This window comes from Streptomyces sp. NPDC046349, from assembly GCF_055587885.1.
In genome coordinates this window covers 26,626-48,218 of the sequence record NZ_JBVJFK010000011.1, presented here as the reverse complement: position 1 = coordinate 48,218, position 21,593 = coordinate 26,626, and the positions used below count along the sequence as shown (strand labels likewise).

At 72.0% G+C, this 21,593-nt stretch carries 20 protein-coding genes; 11 read left to right on the top strand and 9 right to left on the bottom strand.

Going from position 1 to position 21,593, the window contains the following annotated elements; translation table 11 throughout:
* Window positions 1–78: 78 nt before the first annotated feature.
* The 4 genes from ACZ6JS_RS25165 to ACZ6JS_RS25150 form a co-directional block, all read right to left on the bottom strand.
* On the bottom strand, window positions 79–312 hold the full coding sequence (locus tag ACZ6JS_RS25165) for a hypothetical protein (protein WP_469301148.1): 234 nt from the start codon (window positions 310–312) through the stop codon (window positions 79–81).
* Window positions 313–422: 110 nt separating this feature from the next.
* The gene (locus ACZ6JS_RS25160) at window positions 423–1,394 is read right to left on the bottom strand and encodes a DEDDh family exonuclease (RefSeq protein WP_469301146.1); all 972 of its coding nucleotides are present in this window, start codon (window positions 1,392–1,394) and stop codon (window positions 423–425) included.
* Window positions 1,395–1,442: 48 nt separating this feature from the next.
* Entirely contained in the window at window positions 1,443–4,040 is a 2,598-nt protein-coding gene (locus ACZ6JS_RS25155) for an MXAN_6230/SCO0854 family RING domain-containing protein (RefSeq protein WP_469301144.1), read from the bottom strand.
* A gap of 155 nt (window positions 4,041–4,195) precedes the next feature.
* Window positions 4,196–4,840: a TetR/AcrR family transcriptional regulator gene (locus ACZ6JS_RS25150; protein WP_469301142.1), complete on the bottom strand. Its 645-nt coding sequence runs from the start codon at window positions 4,838–4,840 to the stop codon at window positions 4,196–4,198.
* Between the two features lie 112 nt (window positions 4,841–4,952).
* Here ACZ6JS_RS25150 and ACZ6JS_RS25145 point away from each other — a divergent pair, with 112 nt between their 5' ends.
* The 7 genes from ACZ6JS_RS25145 (at window position 4,953) to ACZ6JS_RS25115 (ending at window position 12,452) form a co-directional block, all read left to right on the top strand.
* A complete protein-coding gene (locus ACZ6JS_RS25145) occupies window positions 4,953–5,750 on the top strand; it encodes an acetoacetate decarboxylase family protein (RefSeq protein WP_469301140.1) in 798 nt (265 codons plus the stop codon).
* Between the two features lies 1 nt (window position 5,751).
* Window positions 5,752–6,636, top strand: a complete 885-nt coding sequence (locus ACZ6JS_RS25140; protein ID WP_469301138.1) for an SDR family NAD(P)-dependent oxidoreductase — start codon at window positions 5,752–5,754, stop codon at window positions 6,634–6,636.
* A 12-nt stretch (window positions 6,637–6,648) separates the two neighbouring features.
* Window positions 6,649–7,941 carry an amidohydrolase family protein gene (locus tag ACZ6JS_RS25135; protein WP_469301136.1) on the top strand — a complete coding sequence of 431 codons (1,293 nt, stop codon included), beginning with the start codon at window positions 6,649–6,651 and terminating at the stop codon, window positions 7,939–7,941.
* On the top strand, window positions 7,938–9,161 hold the full coding sequence (locus ACZ6JS_RS25130) for an amidohydrolase family protein (protein WP_469301134.1): 1,224 nt from the start codon (window positions 7,938–7,940) through the stop codon (window positions 9,159–9,161). Before ACZ6JS_RS25135 ends, ACZ6JS_RS25130 begins: the two co-directional genes overlap by 4 nt.
* A gap of 561 nt (window positions 9,162–9,722) precedes the next feature.
* Entirely contained in the window at window positions 9,723–10,670 is a 948-nt protein-coding gene (locus ACZ6JS_RS25125; protein ID WP_469301132.1) for a sterol desaturase family protein, read from the top strand.
* A complete protein-coding gene (locus ACZ6JS_RS25120; RefSeq protein ID WP_469301130.1) occupies window positions 10,667–11,353 on the top strand; it encodes a lysoplasmalogenase in 687 nt (228 codons plus the stop codon). Before ACZ6JS_RS25125 ends, ACZ6JS_RS25120 begins: the two co-directional genes overlap by 4 nt.
* A 55-nt stretch (window positions 11,354–11,408) precedes the next feature.
* Window positions 11,409–12,452, top strand: a complete 1,044-nt coding sequence (locus ACZ6JS_RS25115) for a zinc-dependent alcohol dehydrogenase family protein (RefSeq protein WP_469301128.1) — start codon at window positions 11,409–11,411, stop codon at window positions 12,450–12,452.
* 78 nt (window positions 12,453–12,530) lie between these two features.
* Here the strand turns inward: ACZ6JS_RS25115 and ACZ6JS_RS25110 are convergent, their stop codons facing one another.
* Window positions 12,531–14,072, bottom strand: coding sequence for a S8 family serine peptidase (locus ACZ6JS_RS25110; protein WP_469301126.1), 1,542 nt, complete (start codon window positions 14,070–14,072; stop codon window positions 12,531–12,533).
* A gap of 257 nt (window positions 14,073–14,329) precedes the next feature.
* On the opposite strand from ACZ6JS_RS25110, the gene ACZ6JS_RS25105 reads away from it, so the two are divergent.
* The 3 genes from ACZ6JS_RS25105 to moaA all read left to right on the top strand — a co-directional run bounded on the left by ACZ6JS_RS25105 (window position 14,330) and on the right by moaA (window position 17,487).
* The gene (locus tag ACZ6JS_RS25105; RefSeq protein WP_469301124.1) at window positions 14,330–14,695 is read left to right on the top strand and encodes a DUF485 domain-containing protein; all 366 of its coding nucleotides are present in this window, start codon (window positions 14,330–14,332) and stop codon (window positions 14,693–14,695) included.
* Window positions 14,692–16,320, top strand: coding sequence for a solute symporter family protein (locus ACZ6JS_RS25100; protein WP_469301123.1), 1,629 nt, complete (start codon window positions 14,692–14,694; stop codon window positions 16,318–16,320). The genes ACZ6JS_RS25105 and ACZ6JS_RS25100 overlap by 4 nt, the downstream gene beginning before the upstream one ends.
* Before the next feature lie 177 nt (window positions 16,321–16,497).
* A complete protein-coding gene (moaA, locus tag ACZ6JS_RS25095) occupies window positions 16,498–17,487 on the top strand; it encodes a GTP 3',8-cyclase MoaA (RefSeq protein ID WP_469301121.1) in 990 nt (329 codons plus the stop codon).
* 105 nt (window positions 17,488–17,592) lie between these two features.
* Here the strand turns inward: moaA and ACZ6JS_RS25090 are convergent, their stop codons facing one another.
* A complete protein-coding gene (locus ACZ6JS_RS25090; RefSeq protein WP_469301119.1) occupies window positions 17,593–17,844 on the bottom strand; it encodes a hypothetical protein in 252 nt (83 codons plus the stop codon).
* 136 nt (window positions 17,845–17,980) lie between these two features.
* Window positions 17,981–18,313 carry a DUF3099 domain-containing protein gene (locus ACZ6JS_RS25085; protein ID WP_469301117.1) on the bottom strand — a complete coding sequence of 111 codons (333 nt, stop codon included), beginning with the start codon at window positions 18,311–18,313 and terminating at the stop codon, window positions 17,981–17,983.
* A 185-nt stretch (window positions 18,314–18,498) separates the two neighbouring features.
* Between ACZ6JS_RS25085 and ACZ6JS_RS25080 the strand changes: the two genes are divergently transcribed.
* Window positions 18,499–18,777, top strand: coding sequence for a GlsB/YeaQ/YmgE family stress response membrane protein (locus ACZ6JS_RS25080; protein WP_469301115.1), 279 nt, complete (start codon window positions 18,499–18,501; stop codon window positions 18,775–18,777).
* A gap of 93 nt (window positions 18,778–18,870) precedes the next feature.
* Here ACZ6JS_RS25080 and tyrS read toward each other — a convergent pair whose 3' ends face one another.
* The gene (gene tyrS / locus ACZ6JS_RS25075) at window positions 18,871–20,139 is read right to left on the bottom strand and encodes a tyrosine--tRNA ligase (protein ID WP_469301113.1); all 1,269 of its coding nucleotides are present in this window, start codon (window positions 20,137–20,139) and stop codon (window positions 18,871–18,873) included.
* A gap of 52 nt (window positions 20,140–20,191) precedes the next feature.
* Window positions 20,192–21,583, bottom strand: a complete 1,392-nt coding sequence (locus ACZ6JS_RS25070; RefSeq protein ID WP_469301112.1) for a metallopeptidase TldD-related protein — start codon at window positions 21,581–21,583, stop codon at window positions 20,192–20,194.
* Between the last annotated feature and the right edge of the window lie 10 nt (window positions 21,584–21,593).

The window sequence follows — 21,593 nt, the reverse complement described above, 5'->3', positions numbered from 1 at the left end:
GCCCACGACGGTACCCCGGCCGGCGAGGACCCCGGCGGCCGGGTGGCCCTCCGGGGTCGCGGGGAGAGAAGGAACCGGTCAGACGTGGTCGACGATGCCCACCTTCCCTTCCGCGCGGGCGCAGTGCGCGCCGCAGAACCAATGGCCCTCGACCTCGACGCCCTGTCCGATGATCTGGACCCGGCAGTGCTCGCAGATGGGCGCCATGCGGTGGATGGCGCAGGAGAAGCAGTCGAAGACGTGCACGGCGCCCTGCGCGTGCACCTCGAAGGACATGCCGTAGTCGTTTCCGCAGACCTCACAACGTGCCATGCGCCGCATGCTGCGCACGGCGGAGCAGCAGAACAAGATCCACCCTGGTGAGTCGCCGCGCGGACACCCGCCCGGACCAACGGCCGGCGGCCGGTCCGCTCACCCGCCGGTCATTCTCCGGCCGGGGCCACGTCCCGCAGCAACTGCGTGAAGGCCGCCTCGTCGACCACCGGCGTGCCGAACGACTTCGCCTTGACCGTCTTCGAGGTCGCCGAGTCCGGGTCGTTCGTCACCAGGAGGCTGGTGAGCCGCGACACGCTCGTCGCGATGTGCAGGCCCGCCTCGATCGCCCGGTCCTCCAGCAGCTCCCGCTCCACCGAGGTGTCACCGGAGAAGGCGATCCGCATGCCCTGCTTCAGCGGCTTGCCGTCCTCGAAGCGCCCCGGGTTGGGGTGCGGGCAAGGCGGCCGCCTGCGCGAGGGCCGCCAGCTGCTGCCGCGGTACGACGCCTGGTGGCCCACGCGCGGGGTGGCGGCAGAGTCCGACCACTCGGTCAGCGGCCGGCATTCCAGCAGGGGCAGCCGTACGCCGCCCTGCGCCGCGGCGTGCAGCGACGGGCGGAAGGCCTCCGCGAGCACCCGGGCGTCGTCGAGGGCGTGGTGGGCGCGCTGCTGGACCACGCCGAAGTGCGCGGCGAGCGACTCCAGCTTGTGGTTGGGCAGCGGGAGGTTCAGCTCCTTCGACAGGGCGATGGTGCACAGCCGCTGACGGACCGGCGCGGTCGTCTCGGCACGCGCGTACTCCCGGGCGATCATCTGCCAGTCGAACATGGCGTTGTGCGCGACCAGCACGCGGTCCGCGAGCCTGACGGCGAACTCCTCCGCGATGTCCTCGAAGAGCGGCGCGCCCTCGAGCACATCACTCGTCAGACCGTGGATCCACACCGGCCCCGGGTCCCGCTGCGGGTTGACCAGGCTGTACCAGTGGTCCTCGACGTTGCCCTGTGCGTCGAGCCGGTAGACGGCGGCGGAGACTATCCGGTCGTCGCGAGCGAGCCCGGTGGTCTCCACGTCGACGACCGCGTACCCCTGTGGGTACGCGGTCGGCCACGTCGTCTTTGCGGTCGTACGGTCGTCGAGCATGGTCACAGAGGATATCGGCACGGACTGACACCGCGGCCCCACCCTCGGTCAGCCCAGGGCGGAGACCAGGTCCCCGGCGGCCAGCTGTTCGAGCCCGCAGCCGTCAACGGGCCCCGGCAGCAGCCGGTATACGGACCCCCGCGCACCGGCCGGCGCCACGTCGCCGTCCACCAGTGCGAGCAGCGCCGACCGCCCCGAGGCCGCCGCGCCCGCGAGGGCCTCGACATCGGGCGACGGCAGCGCGGAGTCCGGGTCCTCCAGCCCGAGCAGCCGCCCGGCGAAGGCCTCGGTGTCCTCGTCCGGTCGGCGCCGGTAGGTCCACAGCTCGTCGGGGTCGCTCGGCCGGGGCGTCCGGCGCAGCACGACCACCTCGCCGCAGCGCGCCGCCGCGTGCCAGCCCGCCAGCTCCCACAGCGTGGTGCGGCCGGTGGAGAAGTACTGGAAGAGGTCGCGGCCGATCCGGCCCAGGTCGTCCCGGTGGGCGTGCACGCTGTGGTAGCCCTCGTCGTCTGGCAGGTGCACGTCGGTCCACAGGAAGCCGCGCCGCTCCAGGTCGACGAGCAGCGGCACGTGGATCCGGGAGTTGCCGACCAGGTCGTAGCGCTGCCGGACGGTCCGCGGGTCGTAGCGCGCGGTGCGCCCGGAGCGGCTCGGCAGCGACATGAAGCCGGCGAAGGCGTCGGGCAGCAGCTCGAAGGGGATGTTGTTGTAGCTGAAGACGACCGGCATCGCGAAGCGGACGCCGGTGTCGGCGAGGGCGTCGAGGTCGATGTCCACGTACTCGCTCGCCCCGGCGGGCGCGGGGGCTGAGGTGAGGTCGCCGGAGTGGACCACGGCCCGTCCGCCGTACACGAGGTTCGTGTAGTCGCACAGGCCCGCGTAGTTCCAGTCGGAGTCGAACAGCACCACCGACAGGTCGAGGTCCACCGTCTTCTTCGGCGGCTCCGTCCAGTGCAGGAACATCCGCAGCACCTCGCCGTCGGGCAGTGCCTGGAAGCTGCCCTTGGGGACGGTGACCAGGCCCTTGGCCGCCGCCCGCTCGGCCGAGGGGACGTGCAGATGGGCCAGGCGCGAGTCGAGGACCGCCACGTCGTACGGCTCGGCCGAGGCCAGCCGGCGCAGCAGCTCCCGCTCGAACAGGCCGGTCACCGCACGGGTCACCGGCTCGGCGAGGGGCGGCCGGGTGTCGTCCACGGTGTGCGAGTGTGCGACCTGGCCGCGCGGGAAGAACACCCGCCGGGTGCCGGGCAGATGGCGGATCCGCAGGCGTCCCAGCGCGGACAGCACCGGCCCCGGCCCCGCCTTCGGCAGCCGCTCCGCCAGCACGGCCGCCACCCGCTCGGGCAGGGCCTCGGCCGCGTACCGGCGCAGCAGGTGGTCGAGGCGCCGTACGAGCTCCCCGGGCCGCTCCGCGAGGACCGCGAGGGCGAGGTCCGGGTCCGCCCCGCGCAGGGCCTCCTCCGCTCGGCCCGTCCAGGTGGCTGCCCGGATGCGGGAGCCGTCGACCCGTACGGCCTCCGGGTGTTCGGCGGCCGTGGCCAGCAGGGCCTCGCCCAGAGCGGTGCCCCGGACATCGGTCTCGCGCAGCACTGCGAACGCCAGGGCCGCCCGCGGGTGGCGACCGTACTGCTCGAAGGGGTGCAGGATCTCGGCGGCCCGCTTCCAGGGATCGGGGTGGCGCAGCACGTCCTCGACGAGCAGGGCGGGGTCCAGGGCGTCCAGCAGGGCGAGCAGTTCTCGGCGCAGCGGGCGCGGCAGGGACCGCATCCGGGGCGGCGCCAGCAGATCGGCCTCGCCGCCGGACCAGACGGCCAGGAGCCGCAGGACGTCGGTGGCGGTGGTCAGCCGCTCGGGGAGCAGGGCCCGTACGGCCTCCCGGGTGCGGCGCTCGCGCAGCAGGGTGCCGAGCACCATGGCCTTGGTCGCCCGCACCGGGATGGCCTCCGGCAGCCAGTCGAGTCCGGCCGGTGCTGCGGCGAGCAGCACCCGGGCCTCCTCGGTGTCCTGGGCCGACAGCGGGGTCCGGCGGGCGAGCAGCCGGCCGAGGGCGGTGACGCAGTCGCCCGCGCGGTCGGTGCCCAGGACCAGCAGCCGCAGCGGGCCCGCGCCTTCGCCGGGCGCGGGCCGGCCGGGCCGCTCGGCGGCCGGGTCCAGGAACGGGTCCGCGAGGTCGATCCGCCGGTGGCAGATCGGGCAGCCCGTGTAGACGGCGCCGTCCCAGCAGGCCCGGCAGACCAGGTGTGCGCAGGGGGAGACCGGGTGGACGCTGCCGACGGTCGCGCACAGCACGCACGGCTGGGCGGGCCACTGCAGGAGCAGTGCGAAGACGCGGTCGAGCCACAGGGCGTGGGTGTCGTCGGGCACGGAGGCCGGGAAGGTGCGGAACAGCGGCATGTGGGTGCGGTCCGCGCCCAGCAGGGCGTCGATGTCGCGGACGAGGGAGGTGCCGGCGTCGGCGAGCCCGGCGGGGCCGAGCCAGGCGAGTGCGGAGCGCAGCGGCGCCGTCAGGGCGAAGCCCCGGTCGAGGAGTTCGGCCTCGAGGGCGGTCAGGCCCTCGGCCGTGGACGGATCGCCGGGGCGCGGCCCGGCCTGGTCGACGTACACGGTGTGGAGACGGCGCAGCAGGACGGTCGACAGCTCGGGCAAAGGGGGGAGTCCTCCGGAACCGGGGAGAGGAGAGATGAGGCGGGGGCGGAGAGGGGACGCGCTGCGTGGTCATCGGAGAGGTGAGAAGGAAGCACGTCGCGGAGCCGCCCCCGCGCAGCAGATACAACCACGGCGGGGCCGCGGCGCAAACCGATTTACGGACCGGTCCTCGGTGCGGGCGCCGGTGCCGCCAGCAGGGACGTCACCAGGGCCCGTACGGACAGCAGGAAGAGCCGTTCCGGATCCGCGGGCCGGGCCAGCGCACGGGCGAGGGCCGGGTCGTGGGGTGCCGCGGCCGGGTCCCACAGCTCGCTCTCGGCCGGGGACTGGACGGGGGAGCGCTCGCGGTTGCGCTCGACCAGCAGGAACCCGACGATCTGGAACTGCACGGCGCGCACGGCGTCGGCCGCCCGGCCGCCGCGCAGGCCCGCGGCGTGCACCTCGTGGACGAGCGCCTGCTGCGCGGGCAGGAACATCCGCTCCGTGAGCCCGCGTTCGTGGACCATCGCGATCAGGTGCGGGCGCTCGCGCAGCTCGCGGCGCAGGGTCCGGGCCACCGAGAGGATCCGCTCGGCCGGGGTGCGCCCCGCGGGGGAGATCGCGCCCAGCTCCTGGACGGTCCGCTCCACGAGGGCGTCGAGGAGCGATTCGCGGTTGCCGACGTGCCAGTAGATCGATGTCACCGCGGTGCCCAGCTCGGCGGCGAGCCCCCGCATCGTGAGGGCGGCCGGACCGCGCTGCTTGACCAGGGACGCGGCGGCCTCCAGCACCTCGTCCCGGGTCAGCGAGGATCTGGCCATGTCGGGGTCCTGCCGATCTGTCGGAGCGTCAGTTCCTGTGTGCACGGGGGTTCACCCTTCATCGGCCGCGGTGTAACTGTGTTACAGACCGAACCGAGAGGTGGTGCGAGACATGGCACGCGTACGGTACGGAGCGCGCACCGAGGCCGAGATCGCCGCGTCGCGCGAGAAGAGTTCCAAGCTTCCCGACATCTGGTCCACCGGTGTGGTGGCCGTCTGGGAGACCGATCCGGACGTGGTCGCCGCGGTCCTCCCGCCGCCGCTCGAACCGGCCGACCGGCCCCTCGTGCGGGCGAACATCAGCAAGGTCGACCTGCCCGGCTACCCGCTCGGCGCCGGCTCGGTGGCCGTCGCGGCCCAGCACGACGGCGTGGAGGGGTGGTACCCGCTGGTCATGCCGATGACCCACGAGCGCGCTCTGACCGGCGGCCGCGAGGTCTTCGGCGAACCGAAGAAGCTGGGCGAGGTCACCGTCGAGCGCGAAGGCCTCGTCGTACGCGCCGCCCTCGCCCGGCACGGGATCGCCTTCGTCGAGGTGCGCGGCGCCGTGGACCGCCCGCTCCCCCTGCCGGAGCCCACCCGGAAGACCGACTTCTACTTCAAGTACCTTCCTGCCGTGGACGGTTCGGGCCTGGAAGCGGACCCGGTCCTCGTGCACTGCGTCCGCAACGAGAAGGTCCGCAAGCTGGAGCACGTCACCGGCGACGTCGTCCTGCGCGAGTCGATGTTCGATCCCGTAGCCGACCTACCCGTCCGCCGGATCGTGGAGATCACCATCGGGGAGAAGACCACCGACCAGCAGGGCCGGGTCGTCGAGCGGGTCAGCGCGCAGGCCCTGCTCCCGTACATCCACCAGCGCTACGACGACCCCCTCCAGATCCTCGACGGCCCGCCGGAAGGGAGCCTGTGAGGTGCGGCTCGAACCGGGACAGACGGCCGTCGTCACCGGCGCGGCGAGCGGCATCGGCCTCGCCATGGCACACCGCTTCGCCGCCGAGGGGCTGGCAGTGGTCCTCGCCGACATCGAGGAGGCCGCCCTGCGCAAGGCCGCCGGCGGACTCGCCGCCGACGGGGCACAGGTGCTCGCCCGAACCGTGGACGTCAGCGACCGCGACTCGGTGCTCGCCCTCGCCGACGCGGCCTACGACACCTTCGGCGCCGTCCACGTCCTCTGCAACAACGCGGGCGTCGGCTCCGGCGCCGAGGGCCGGATGTGGGAGCACGAGCCGAACGACTGGAAATGGGCCTTCTCCGTCAACGTGTGGGGCGTCTTCCACGGCATCCAGGCCTTCGTTCCCCGCATGATCGCCGGCGGCGCCCCCGGCCACGTGGTCAACACCTCCTCCGGCGACGGCGGCATCGCCCCGCTGCCCACCGCCTCCGTGTACGCCGTCACCAAGGCCGCCGTGGTCACCATGACCGAGTCCCTCTACGCCCACCTCAAGGCGGAGGGCGCGGCCGTCGGCGCCTCCGTGCTCTTCCCCGGCCCGCACATGCTGCGCACCGGCCTGTGGGAGTCGCACCGCAACCGGCCCGAGCGGTACGCGAAGCAGCGCCCGCGCAGGACCCCGTACCGCAGCCTCGACCAGTACGAGGCCGCGATGAAGCAGGCCGGCCACGAGGTGAACTTCACCCCGGTCGAGGAGGTCGCGGAGCACGTCGTCGACGGCATCCGCGCCGACCGCTTCTGGATGCTGCCGCCGAGCGAGCACAGCGACCGGCAGATCCGCGCCCGGTCGCAGTCGATGCTCGACCGCGCCGACCCCGCCTACCTGGAGAGCTTCATCCTCGACTGAGGAGCGTCCGCAGTGAGTGACACACCGTACGAAGACCCGTACCTGATCATCTCCTCCGACTGCCACGCGGGCCTGCCCACCGAGCAGTACCGCCCCTACCTCGACTCCCGCTTCCACCGCCAGTTCGACGAGTTCCTCGGCCAGCGCGAGGCCCGCCGCGCTGAGGCCACCCGGCTGGGCGTCCGCAACGAGGCCTTCGCCGAGAAGTGGTTCCACGACCACGAGGAGGGCCTGCGGGGAGGCTGGGACACCGGGCAGCGGCTGAAGGAACTCGACGGCGACGGTGTGGCCGCCGAGGTCGTCTTCCCCGACGCGGACGCCGTCGACAGCCGGACCGCGGCCCCCTTCGGGGTGGGCCTCGGACTCTCCGGCGACCAGGACCCCGAGCTCGGCATGGCGGGCGCGCAGGCGCACAACCGCTGGCTGGCCGAGTTCGTCTCGCGGACTCCCGAGCGCCACTGCGGCGTCGCCCTGCTGCCCATCACCGGCGAACCGGACAAGGTCGTCGCCGAGGTCCACCGGGCCAAGGAGTCCGGGCTGGGCGCGCTGATGATCCCCGCCATGTGGGTGGACAAGGCGCCCTACCACGACCGCCGCTACGACCCCGTCTGGGCGGCGGCGGCCGAGACGCACATGCCGATCGTCACCCACTCCGGGTCCTCGCCGCGCCACGAGTACGGCGACCACCTTGGCATCTTCGTCTCCGAGGTCACCTGGTGGCCGGCCCGCCCGCTGTGGTTCCTGCTCTGGTCGGGGGTGTTCGAGCGGCACCCCGGGCTGAAGTTCGGGGTCGCCGAGTCGGGCTGCTGGTGGCTGCCGAACCAGCTGTGGTTCATGGACCGGCTCTACCTCGGCGCGCACGGCGGCAAGAAGCTCTCGCCCTTCGAGGAGCTGAAGCGGCCGCCGAGCGAGTACCTGGACCGCCAGGTCTTCGTCTGCGCGACGAACACCAAGCGGCGGGAACTGGCCCAGCGCTACGAGATCGGCGTGGACAACATCCTGTGGGGCTCGGACTTCCCGCACCCCGAGGGCACCTGGCCTGACACCCGGACCTGGCTGAGGAGCACCTTCCACGACATCCCGGTCGGCGAGACCCGCCGGATGCTGGGCCTCGCCGCGGCGGAGGTCTTCGGCTTCGACACCGCGAAGCTGGCCCCGATCGCCCGCCGGATCGGCCCCACCCCTGCCGAGCTGGGCCAGTCCCCGGACCAGGCGGCGGTGGCGGCGTCCTGGGCCCGCTCGCGCGAGGTGGGCCGGCACTGGCTGACCGAACACGACTTCCCCGTACTGGGGGTGGCGCAGTGACCGGCGGCGACCGCTACACGGTGATCTCGGCCGACTGCCACGCGGGCGCCGACCTCCTGGACTACAAGCCGTACCTGGAGAAGCGGTACCACGACGACTTCGACGCCTGGGCCGCCACCTACGTGAACCCCTACGAGGACCTCCTCGCGGACACGGCGGACCGCAACTGGAACTCGGCGCGGCGCCTGGCGGAACTGGAGGCTGACGGCATCGTCGCCGAGGTCGTCTTCCCCAACACCGTCCCGCCGTTCTTCCCCGAGGCCTCCCTGATGGCGCAGCCGCCGACCACCGCGGAGTTCGCGATGCGCTGGGCCGGCCTGCAGGCCCACAACCGCTGGCTGGCGGACTTCTGCGCGGACGCCCCGGGCCGGCGGGCGGGCGTCGCGCAGATCCTCCTCAACGACGTCGACGCGGCGGTGCGGGAGATCCGCCGCACGAAGGCGGCGGGCCTGACGGGCGGCGTCCTGCTGCCCGGAGTGCCGCCCGGCTCCCCGGTTCCCGAGCTGTACTCGGCGGCCTACGACCCCATCTGGGCGGTGTGCGACGAGCTGGACGTCCCGGTCAACCACCACGGCGGCTCGGCATCGCCGCCGCTCGGCGACGAACCGGCGGCCCGGGCCGTCTTCATGGTGGAGACCACCTGGTTCTCGCACCGGGCCCTGTGGCACCTCGTCTTCGGCGGGGCGTTCCGGCGCCACCCGGGCCTGAAGCTGGTCCTGACCGAGCAGGGCTCCGGCTGGATCCCGGGAGTGCTGGAGATGCTGGACTACTACCACGGCCGGCTGGTCGCGGCCTCGGCCACGGCCGAGTCCAAGTTCGGAGCCGGCCTCGCCGAGGCGATGGGCCGGGGCCCGAGCGAGGTCTGGCGGGACAACTGCTTCGTGGGGGCCAGCTTCATGCGCCCCCACGAGGTCCCGCTGCGGGACCGGATCGGCCTCGACAAGATCATGTGGGGCAGCGACTACCCCCACGACGAGGGCACGACACCGTACTCCCGCGAAGGCCTCCGCATCGCCTACGCGGGCCTTCCGCGGGAGGAGGTCGCCGCGATGGCCGGGGGCAACGCGGCCCGCGTCTACGGCTTCGACCTCGCCCTGCTGGACGCCCTCGCGGCCGAGCACGGCCCGCTGGTGTCGGAGATCGCAGAACCCCTGACGCAGATCCCGCCCGAGGCCACCAGCCCGGCCTTCGCCAAGGGCGGCTCGGTCCGCGTCTGGTGACGGGCGGCTCGCGCCGGGCGGCTCGGACCTCGTACACCGCGAGCCGCTCCGGCGGAAACCGCACCGTGCCGGTGAGCCGGGTGCGGGCCGACGCGAGGACCGCGGGCGCGACAGGCCGGCCGGCGGCCCGAAGCCGATGAGGGGGAGGCGGTCCGTCAGCTCCACGCGTTCCGGCTCGGGCGCTCCACGCAGCGGCCCGAGCGAGCCGGCCCGCTCGCAGGAGCCCGGGCGGAGTTCCGTCAGGGGCCTGGTGCCTCGCCGGGCTTCGCCGGTCCGGCTCCGGCCGGGCCCGACTGCAGGACGGCCGGCGGCGCAGGTGTCGGCCTGCCGGCCGGCGTGCGCGCCTGCCAAGTCCTGCGCGTCCGGCGGGCCCGGCCCGCGCCGGAGGCCCGGGAGAGGCCGGATCCGACCAAAACGGTCGCCGCCGCCCCCGCCATCCGGCGAGGAACGGTCGCGAATCCCGTCATTCCCCACCCTCTCCGAACCGACGGTAACCCCCGATGGATACCGATCGGTAACAACCCCTAGCGGCAGCGCCGAAGGCGCCTCTATGGTGCGGACATGCCGAACCTGCCCGATGTCGTGCTGTGGTCCATACCCGCCTTCGTGCTGCTCACCGTCATCGAGCTGGTGAGCTACCGCCTCCATCCCGACGACGATGCGGCCGGCTACGACACGAAGGACGCCGTCACCAGCATCAGCATGGGGCTCGGCAGCATCGGCTTCGACCTGCTCTGGAAGATCCCGGTGGTCGCGGTCTTCACCGCCGTCTACGAACTCACCCCGCTGCGGGTGCCGTTGCTGTGGTGGACCATTCCGCTGATGCTGCTCGCCCAGGACTTCCTCTACTACTGGCAGCACCGCGGCCACCACGTCATCCGCATCCTGTGGGCCTGCCACGTGGTCCACCACAGCAGCCGGAAGTTCAACCTCACCACCGCCCTGCGCCAGCCCTGGACCAGTGCCACGACCTACTGGTTCTACCTGCCGATGGTGGCCGTCGGGGTGCACCCGGCCGTGATCCCGTTCTGCTACGGCATCAACCTGCTCTACCAGTTCTGGGTCCACACGGAGCGCATCGGAAAGCTGCCCCGGGCCTACGAGTACGTCTTCAACACCCCGTCCCACCACCGCGTCCACCACGCGTCCCAGGGCGGCTACCTCGACCGCAACTACGGCGGCATCCTGATCATCTGGGACCGGATGTTCGGCTCCTGGGTGGGGGAGACCGACAGGCCCGTCTACGGGCTCACCAAGAACATCGACACCTACAACCCGCTGCGCGTCGCCACCCACGAGTACGCCGCCATCGCGCGGGACGTCCGCGCCGCCCGGAGCTGGAGCGAGCGGGCCGGCCGGGTCTTCCGCGGCCCCGGCTGGCAGCCCGCGGCTCCGGCCCAGCCCGCCCCCGCCGCCACGGCCCCCGCCGCGACGGCCCCCGCCTCCCCGGCGCCCGGCGCCGGTCCCGCCGCCGACCCGGCCGCCGCCGTACAGGAGACCACCGCGTGAGCACGGCAGAGTCCACCGGCCGCCCCGGCCCCTCCTGGGCGGCCGACCGGGCGGTGCCCGGCCGGGACCGGCTCGGCCGGATCGCCCTCGCGTCCTTCGCCGTGGCCGTCGCCGCCGACCTCGGGTCGCTGCTGGCCGACTGGCACCTCGGACACATCATCGCCAAGCCGCTGCTGATGCCGCTGCTCGTCGCCCACGTGATCACACGCGGCGCGCCCCGCCTGCTGGTCGCCGCCCTGCTGTTCGGCTGGGGCGGGGACCTCGCCCTGCTCTTCGACGCCGAGGCCGCCTTCCTCGTGGGGATGGGCTCCTTCGCCGTCGGGCACGTCTGCTACCTCGTCCTGTTCGGGAAGCGCCGCGCGAACGCCCTGCTCGGCGGCGCCTACGCCCTGGCGCTCCTCGGGACCGTCGCCCTGCTGTGGTCCGATCTGCCCGCGGACCTGCGGATCCCCGTGGCCGGCTACAGCCTGTTGCTGACCGCCATGGCCTTCCGCTCCAGCTCCCTCGGCCTGCGGGCCGGCATCGGCGGCGCGCTGTTCCTGCTGTCCGACACCCTGATCGCCGCCGGCGTCGCCGAATGGCCCCAGCTGCCCCGCCCCGACTTCTGGATCATGGCGACCTACCTGGCAGCGCAGTACCTGCTGGCCACCGGCGCGACCACCCGCGAGGCAGGCGTACCGTAGGACGGCCACTCAGTCGTACAAGACTGAACAACCCGAGCCGGAGGACTGCACCACCATGCGCGCCACCGTCATCCACGCCCCGCACGACATCCGTGTGGAGGAGGTGCCCGACGCTGCGATCCAGCGCCCCGAGGACGCCGTCGTCCGCGTCCTGCGGGCCTGCATCTGTGGCAGCGACCTGTGGGCCTACCGAGGCGAGGCCCCGCGCCGGCCGGGCCAGCGCATCGGCCACGAGTTCCTGGGTGTCGTCGAGGAGACCGGCCCGGCCGTGTCCGGCGTACGCGCCGGCGACCTGGTCGTCGCGCCCTTCATGTGGTCGGACGGCACCTGCGAGTACTGCAAGGAGGGCCTCTACACCTCCTGCGACCACGGCGGCTTCTGGGGCTCGGTCGGCCACGACGGTGGACAGGGCGAGGCCGTGCGCGTCCCGCACGCCGACGGAACGCTGGTGAAGCTGCCCGCCGAGGCGGTCTCCGACGACCACCTGCTCACCGGCCTGCTCGCCCTCTCCGACGTCATGGGCACCGGGCACCACGCCGCGCTGGGCGCGGGGGTGCGCCCGGGCTCGACGGTCGCCGTCGTCGGTGACGGCGCGGTCGGCCTGTGCGGCGTCCTCGCCGCCAAGCGCCTGGGCGCCGAGCGGATCGTCGCACTGGGCCGCCACACCGTCCGTACGGACATCGCCAGGCTCTTCGGGGCCACCGACGTCGTCGCCGAGCGCGGCGAGGCCGCCGAGGCGGCGGTGCGCGAACTCACCGGCGGCCGCGGCGCGACGTGCGTCATCGAGGCGGTCGGCACAGAACAGTCCATGCGCACCGCGGTGAACATCACGCGCGACGGCGGGGCCATCGGCTACGTCGGCGTCCCGCACGGCAGCGGCACCGGTCTCGACCTCGGCGTCATGTTCGACCGCAACATCACCCTGCGCGGCGGTGTGGCCCCGGTCCGGGCCTACATCCCGGAGCTGCTGGAGGACGTGCTCAGCGGGGTGATCGATCCGGCGCCCGTCTTCGACCGCGCCATGTCCCTGGACGAGGTCCCGGACGGCTACCGCGCGATGGACGACCGCAGCGCGCTCAAGGTGCTGATCAAGCCCTGACCCACGGCGGGCGCAAGCGCGGACGGGCCGGGCGGGGACGATCCCCGCCCGGCCCGTCCGTCCGTTCGCCGCGTCGGACTACTTCACGGCCTTGAGGGCGTCCACGACGCCGTAGCCGTAGTAGCCGGTCTGGCCCCACTTGGCCTGGCAGGTGGTGGCGTTGATCAGCGCGCCCGTGGCGTCGTATATCTGGGCCGGGCAGGCCGCCTTGGTCGACTGCGCCTTCAGCATCGACTGGAGCTGCGACGGCGTGGCCGACGGGTGGGCGCTCTTGAGCAGCGCTGCGACGCCCGCGACGTGCGGGGCGGCCATCGAGGTGCCCTGCTTGTAGCCGTAGCCGCCCGGGACGGTCGACAGCACGCGCCCGTTGGCGTCCGGGGTGGCCGGGACCTGCCACTTGTCGCCGCCGGGGGCAGCGACGTCCACGACCCCGAGGCCGTAGCTGGAGTAGTAGGAGCGCAGACCCTTGTCACCGGTCGCGGAGACGGTGACCACGCCCGGCAGCTGCGTGGGCAGGTCCAGGCAGACCTTCGGGTCGATGGTGCGGGTGACCGGGGTGGTGTCGTTCGGGCTGGTGGTGTCCTCCAGGGAGGCCGCGGCCAGGTCCTGGTTGGAGTTGCCGGCCGAGGCCACGTGCAGCGTGCCCTTGCGCTCGGCGTACTTGGTCGCCCGCCCGATGGCCTCCACCAGCGCCTTCTGGTCGTCGTCGGTCTTGCAGTTGAAGAGCCACGGGTCGACGTAGTAGCTGTTGTTGGTCACCTCGATCCCCTTCTCGGCGGCGAACATGAAGCCACAGACGACCGCCTCGGTGTAGAAGAGGCTGGTCCCGGGCTCGCTCACCTTGATCGCGGCGATCTTCACGCCGGGCGCCACACCGCTGATGCCGACGCCGTTGCGCGGGGCGCCGATGGTGCCGGCCACGTGGGTGCCGTGGTCGCTGCCGTCCGGGTACGGGCGCCAGGCGCCCTCGGTGGTGTCCGCGACGCCGCCGACGCAGTTGGCCGACTGGCCCTTGGAGAAGTTCGGGGCGAGATCGGGGTGGGTGTCGTCCACGCCCGTGTCGATGATGCCCACGGTGACGTCCTGGCTGCCATCGTTGATCTTGTGAGCCTCGTCGGCCTTGATCGTCCGCAGGTCCCACTGGTTGGGCTCGAGCGGTTCCTGACCCTCCTGGGCCTGCGCCGCCGCCTTGATGGCGTCCGCCTCGCTCAGCCGCTGGGTCGCGCCCTCCTCGGTGGTCTGCACGGCCGACATCGGGGCCGTCCGGGTGGCGCCGACCGACACGAACAGCCCACGCTGGGCGCGCAGCTGCTGGGCGAAGTCCGGGTTCTGGGAATGTGCGACGACGACCCCGATCTGCTCATAGGCCGTCACCACCGTTCCGCCGGCCCGCTCGATCGCCTTCTTCGCCGCCTTCACCGTGGCGTACGCGTTCAGGTTCGCCACGTAGGACAGCTTGGGGCCGTCGGTCGCGGCCTTCGGAGCCGTCGCCGCGTCCACGGTGCCGGCCAGCGGAGCGGCGGAGGCCGACACCGAGGGCAGCAGGGCGAGCGAGGCGGTGAGCGCCAGGCCGACCGGCACGGCCAGGGCGCGCCGGCGGACGGGTCCCAGATGAGCCATGGGTTCTCCAGATCATCGTGAAAAAGCCGTCCGCACGCGGTCGCGTCGGACGGGTCCATGACAAGTGAACCTAGTGCCGCCGTTCCCCTTTCCGCCATCAGTTCGAGAAAAGAGTTCCTGAAGATTCCAGGGGTGTTGAACCGTCCCGACACACCGGCCGTGCCGTTGACAGAGGGGGGTCAGCGCCGTCGACCCGCCACACGGAGGTTGTTTTGTCCGTCGTCCCCACCGCACCTGCGTCACAAGGAGATTCCCCCGTGACCACCGAAGCAGCGCCGCCTCCGGGCAGCACGGGAACGCCCCCGGCGGGCCCCACGGCCGAAGAGTTCGTGAGCGTCCAGCAGAGCCCCGAGTTCGCCGAACTCCGCCGCTCCTACCGCTCTTTCGCCTTCCCGCTCACCGTGGCCTTCATCGCCTGGTACCTGCTCTACGTCCTGCTGTCCAACTACGCGGGCGGCTTCATGGGGACCAAGGTCTTCGGCAACATCAACGTCGCCCTCGTGCTCGGCCTCGCCCAGTTCGCGACGACCTTCCTCATCGCCTGGCTGTACGCGCGCCATGCCGCCGCCAGGCTCGACCCCAGGGCGGCGGCCATCAAGGCGCGGATGGAGGCCTCCGAATGAGCGGTACGCACCACCTGACGACGCTCGCCGCAGGCGCCTCCGAGCACCGTCCCCTCATCATCACGCTCTTCGGACTGTTCGTCGTCGCCACCCTGATCATCACGGTCCGGGCCGGTCGGCAGACCAAGGGCGCCGCGGACTTCTACGCGGGCGGCCGCCAGTTCACGGGCTTCCAGAACGGGCTCGCCATCTCCGGCGACTACATGTCCGCCGCGTCCTTCCTCGGCATCGCCGGAGCCATCGCCCTCTTCGGCTACGACGGCTTCCTCTACTCCATCGGCTTCCTCGTGGCCTGGCTGGTCGCCCTGCTGCTCGTCGCCGAGCCGCTGCGCAACTCCGGCCGCTACACGATGGGCGACGTGCTCGCGTACCGGATGCGCCAGCGGCCCGTGCGCACCGCCGCCGGCACCTCCACCATCGTGGTCTCGATCTTCTACCTGCTCGCCCAGATGGCCGGGGCCGGCGTCCTGGTCTCGCTGCTCCTGGGCATCACCAGCGACGGCGGCAAGGTGGCGGTCGTCGCGCTCGTCGGCGTGCTGATGATCGTCTACGTGACCATCGGCGGGATGAAGGGCACCACCTGGGTCCAGATGATCAAGGCTGTCCTGCTGATCGCGGGCGCCCTGCTGATCACCTTCCTGGTGCTGGTGAAGTTCAACTTCAACGTCTCCGACCTGCTGGGCAAGGCGGCCGAGAACAGCGGACAGGGCGCCAAGTTCCTCGAACCGGGCCTCAAGTACGGCAAGGACTCCACCTCGAAGCTGGACTTCATCTCCCTCGGCCTCGCCCTGGTCCTCGGTACCGCCGGCCTCCCGCACATCCTCATCCGCTTCTACACCGTGCCCACCGCCCAGGCCGCCCGCAAGTCCGTGAACTGGGCCATCGGCATCATCGGCGCCTTCTACCTCATGACCATCGCCCTCGGCTTCGGGGCCGCGGCCCTGCTGGAGCGCGCGGACATCCTGGCCTCCAACAAGGCAGGCAACACCGCCGCACCCCTGCTCGCCCAGGCGGTCGGCGGCGGCGCCGGCTCCACCGGCGGCGCCGTCCTGCTCGCCGTGATCTCCGCGGTCGCCTTCGCCACCATCCTCGCCGTGGTCGCGGGCCTCACCCTCGCCTCCTCCTCGTCCTTCGCCCACGACCTGTACGTGAACGTGATCCGCAAGGGCAAGGCCACCGAGCAGGAGGAGGTGCGCGCCGCACGCTGGTCCACGGTCGTCATCGGAGCCGTGGCCATCGGCCTGGGCGCGCTCGCCCGCGACCTGAACGTGGCCGGACTCGTCGCGCTCGCCTTCGCGGTCGCCGCCTCCGCCAACCTGCCGACGATCCTCTACAGCCTCTTCTGGAAGCGCTTCACCACCCAGGGGGCGCTCTGGTCCATCTACGGCGGACTGGCCTCGGCGGTCGTCCTGGTGCTGTTCTCCCCGGTCGTGTCCGGCAAGCCGACGTCGATGTTCAAGGACGCGGACTTCTTCTGGTTCCCGCTGGAGAACCCGGGCATCATCTCGATCCCCCTCGGTTTCCTCCTGGGATGGCTGGGAACCGTCCTCAGCAAGGAGAAGGCGGACCCCCAGAAGTTCGCCGAGCTGGAGGTGCGCTCCCTCACCGGAACCGGGGCGCACTGACATCGTCCGAACACTCAGCGTGGCCGTGTCGTAGGTCCCTACGACACGGTCACGCCACGTCTCGTTCATTCGGGGATCACGGAACGGCATGCGCGTCCCGTAGTCTCGAAATAGAACGCGTGAAGTAGATCCAATTTCGCGCGTATGTCTACTTCCGGACAGGGGAGGGGGCCCACAGTGCTTCTCGACACCTATGGCCGCGTGGCCACTGACCTGCGCGTCTCGCTCACCGACCGGTGCAATCTGCGCTGCACGTACTGCATGCCCGAAGAAGGTCTGCAATGGCTCGGCAAGTCCGACCTGCTGACCGACGAGGAGATCGTCCGGCTGATCCGCATCGCGGTCACGCAGCTCGGCATCACCGAGGTCCGCTTCACCGGCGGCGAACCGCTTCTGCGACCCGGCCTGGTCGGGATCGTCGAGCAGTGCGCGGCGCTGGAGCCGCGCCCCAGGATGTCGCTCACCACCAACGGCATCGGCCTCAAGCGCACCGCGCAGGCCCTCAAGACCGCCGGCCTGGACCGGGTGAACGTCTCCCTCGACACGCTGCGCCCCGAGGTCTTCAAGTCCCTCACCCGCCGCGACCGGCACAAGGACGTCATCGAGGGCATGGCTGCGGCCCGCGAGGCCGGCCTGACCCCCGTCAAGGTCAACGCCGTGCTCATGCCGGGACTCAACGACGACGAGGCCCCCGACCTGCTGGCCTGGGCCGTCGAGAACGAGTACGAGCTCCGCTTCATCGAGCAGATGCCCCTCGACGCCCAGCACGGCTGGAAGCGCGACGGCATGATCACCGCCGGCGACATCCTGGAATCGCTGCGTACGCGCTTCACGCTCACCGAGGAGGGCGCCGACGAGCGCGGCTCCGCCCCGGCCGAGCGCTGGATCGTCGACGGCGGCCCCGCCACCGTCGGCGTCATCGCCTCCGTCACCCGGCCGTTCTGCGGAGCCTGCGACCGTACCCGGCTCACGGCCGACGGCCAGATCCGTACGTGCCTGTTCGCCACCGAGGAGTCGGACCTGCGCTCCGCGCTGCGCTCGGGCGCCCCGGACGAGGAGATCGCCCGCCTGTGGAAGGTCGCGATGTGGGGCAAGAAGGCCGGCTCCGGCCTCGACGACCCCTCGTTCCTCCAGCCCGACCGCCCCATGTCCGCGATCGGCGGCTGACCCGCGCCCACCGGCCCGTACCGGCGGCCGGTACGGGCCGGCCGCCGCACCGGGTCGGCTGCCGCACCGGGTCGGCTGCCGCACCGGGTCGGCAGCCGCACCGGGTCAGCGCAGGCGCTCGGAGCCTTCCGGCTGCACCCATGCCTCGAGCCTCACGACGTCCTTGAGGAAACCGCGCACCCCCAGGAACTGGGAGAGGTGCTCGCGGTGCTCCTCGCACGCCAGCCACGTCTTGCGCCGCTCCGGTGTGTGCAGCGTCGGGTTGTTCCACGCGAGGACCCAGACGGCCGCGTCGCGGCAGCCCTTGGCCGAGCAGGTGGGGGTTTCGTCAGGAGTGGGGGAGTCGGAGGAAGTCACGACCTCACCCTAGAACGGAAGGGCGACGCCGAGCAGCCACGGGGGGAGCTGCCCGGCGTCGGTCCGTCGCTCCGACGGGGGATGCGGAGCGCGTGAGCAGTATGTCACGCAGGACCCGGTGCGGTGCACCGGAACTTCATGATTGATCTGAGCTTTTCTTGAGGTTTCCCGCGTCCAGGGCCGGACGGACGGGAGCCGGGACGAAATGGGACGGCAGCGACGGCGTCGACTCGCGGCCCGCGTTGGCGATGACCACGGCCACATAGGGCAGGAGGGCGCCCGCGATGAGCGTCACGACGGCCACGGGGCGCGATACGTTCCACAAGAGCACGGTCGCGATGACCGACAGGGTCCTGACGGTCATCGAAATCACGTAGCGGCGCTGGCGGCCCCGCACGTCCTCGGCGAGCCCCATCCGGGCGCCGGTGATCCGGAAGACCTCGGCCCCGTTCCGCTTGTGTCGCTTCACCCGTTCCACGTCCTACCACCCGATTCGCCGGCCGGGCGTTTTCCGGCCCGGACACTTCCACGGTACGCGCCCCCCGCCGTTACGGGGACAGGGGGACCCCCATCGATGCCGCCCGAAATGCGCACTACGCGGTACGGGCCGACACTGGGCCCACGTGCGCACACCGCGCCAGGAGGAGGCTGGACATGAGCTGGTTGTGGGCGATCGTCGTCGGTTTCGTGCTGGGGCTGATAGCCAAGGCCGTCCTGCCGGGCAAGCAGCACCAGCCGCTGTGGCTGACCACGCTGATGGGCATCATCGGCAGCGTCCTCGGCAATGCCGTCGCCGCCTGGATCGGCGTCGCCGAAACCCGGGGTATCGACTGGACCCGCCACCTCCTGCAGCTCGCCGGAGCGGTCCTCTTCGTCTTCCTCGGCGAGATGGCCTACAAGGCGATGCGCGGAGGCAGTCGTCAGATGACCTGAGCCGCTCCCGCGGCACCCGCGGCACATGACGGAGGGGCCGGCCGGACCGTGAAGTCCGAACCGGCCCCTCCGCCGTGTGCCGTACGGGACGGGTCAGGCGCCGGTCACCTCGACGGCCGCCAGGTTCTTCTTGCCCCGCCGCAGGACCAGCCAGCGCCCGTGCAGCAGGTCCTCCTCCGCGGGGACCGCGTCCTCGGCGGTGACCTTCACGTTGTTCACGTAGGCGCCACCCTCCTTGACGGTCCGGCGCCCGGCCGACTTGCTCGCGACCAGACCCGTCTCCGCGAAGAGGTCCACCACCAGGGCCGGCTCCGCCACCTTGGCGTGCGGCAGCTCGGACAGGGCCGCGGCCAGCGTGGCCTCGTCCAGCTCCGCCAGGTCGCCCTGGCCGAACAGCGCCCGCGAAGCGGCGATCACGGCGGCACACTGGTCGGCGCCGTGCACCAGCGTGGTCAGCTCCTCCGCCAGCGCCCGCTGCGCGGCACGCGCCTGCGGCCGCTCGGCGGTCTGCGCCTCCAGCTCCTCCAGCTCCTCGCGGGACTTGAAGGAGAGGATCCGCATGTAGGTGGAGATGTCCCGGTCGTCCACGTTCAGCCAGAACTGGTAGAACGCGTACGGCGTGGTCATCTCCGGGTCCAGCCAGACGGCCCCGCCCTCGGTCTTGCCGAACTTCGTGCCGTCCGCCTTCACCATCAGCGGGGTCGCCATCGCGTGGACGTGCGCGTCCGGCTCGACCCGGTGAATCAGGTCGAGGCCGGCCGTCAGGTTGCCCCACTGGTCCGAGCCGCCCTGCTGCAGGGTGCAGCCGTGGCGCCGGTACAGCTCCAGGAAGTCCATGCCCTGCAGCAGCTGGTAGCTGAACTCCGTGTAGCTGATGCCCTGGTCCGACTCCAGCCGCTTGGCGACCGAGTCCTTCGTCAGCATCTTGTTGACGCGGAAGTGCTTGCCGATGTCCCGCAGGAACTCGATGGCGGACATGCCCGCCGTCCAGTCCAGGTTGTTGACCATGACCGCGGCGTTCTCGCCCTCGAAGGACAGGAACGGCTCGATCTGCGAGCGCAGCCGGTCCACCCACTGAGCGATGACCGCGGGGTCGTTCAGGGTGCGCTCGGCGGTCGGACGGGGGTCGCCGATCTGACCGGTGGCCCCGCCGACCAGCGCGAGCGGCCGGTTGCCCGCCAGCTGCAGCCGCCGCATCGTGAGCACCTGCACCAGGTGGCCGACGTGCAGCGAGGCGGCGGTCGGGTCGTAGCCGCAATAGAACGTGACCGGACCGTCCGCGAAGGCCTTGCGCAGCGCTTCTTCGTCGGTGGACTGGGCGAAGAGCCCGCGCCACTTCAGTTCGTCGACGATGTCCGTCACGGTCTCTCGACTCCTTACGTTTTGTGGAAATGCCGTGTTCAGTCTAGGTGGGTCAGACGCCCTTGCTCACCGAACTCATGTTGAAGTCCGGGATGCGGACAGCCGGCATCGCGGCCCGCGTGAACCAGTCGCTCCACTCGCGCGGCAGGGTCTTCTCCGTGCGGCCCGCCTCGGAGGCCCGCGACAGCAGGTCCACGGGGGACTCGTTGAAGCGGAAGTTGTTCACCTCGCCCACGACCTGCCCGTTCTCCACGAGGTAGACGCCGTCCCGGGTCAGGCCCGTCAGCAGCAGCGTGGCCGGGTCCACCTCGCGGATGTACCACAGGCAGGTCAGCAGCAGGCCCCGCTCGGTGTCGGCGACCATCTCGTCGAGGGACTTCTCGCCGCCGCCGTCCAGGATCAGGTTCCCGAAGCCGGGGGAGACCGGCAGGCCGGTCAGGCCGGCCGTGTGCCGGGTCGTCGACAGCCGGGCCAGCTCCCCGTCCCTGATCCACTCGGTGGCCGGGACCGGCAGGCCGTTGTCGAAGGCCGAGAGATCGTCGCCGGAGCTGTGGGCGATGACGAACGGCGCGGACTCCAGGCCCGGCGCGTTGGGGTCGCTGCGCAGCGTCAGCGGCAGGTCGGTCAGCTTCTCGCCGAGCCGGGTGCCGCCGCCGGGCTTGGAGAAGACCGTACGGCCCTCCACCGCGTCCCGGGCCGACGCCGACCACATCTGGTAGATCAGCAGGTCCGCCACGGCCGTCGGCGGCAGCAGCGTCTCGTACCGCCCGGCGGGCAGGTCGATCTTCCGCTCCGCCCAGCCCAGCCGTACGGCGAGCTCCGCGTCCAGCACGGTCGGATCCACGTCCTTGAAGTCCCGGGTGGAGCGGCCGGCCCAGGCCGAGCGCAGGCGGTCCGGGGACTTCGCGTTGAGCTCCAGGGTGCCGTTGGGCTGGTCGTGGCGCAGCCGAAGTCCGGTCGAGGTGCCGACGTAGGTGGAGACCAGCTCGTGGTTGGCGAAGCCGTACAGCTCCCGGCCGCCCGCCCGGGCCCTGGCGAAGGCCTCACCGAGGGCCGGGGCGAAGTCCGCGAACACCGCGGAGCCGGTTTCGGCGGGAGCGTCGGTGAAGTCCGGCGACGCCGGGGTCCCGGTGACCAGCGGCTGGGCGTCCTCGGCGGGACCCGCGCCCCGCGCGGCCGCCTCGGCGGCCCGCACGAGGGGCTCGAGGTCCTCCGCGGTGACGGCGGAGCGCGACACGACCCCCGAGGCCGTGCCCTCCCTGCCGTCGACGGTGGCGATGACCGTCAGGGTCCGGCCGCGGGTGACGCCGTTGGTGGTCAGGGCGTTGCCGGCCCAGCGCAGGTTGGCGCTCGACTCCTCGTCGGCGATGACGACGCATCCGTCGGCGGTGGACAGCTCCAGGGCCCGCTCGACGATCTCGTGCGGCTTGGTCGATCGGCTCATCGGCCGGCCT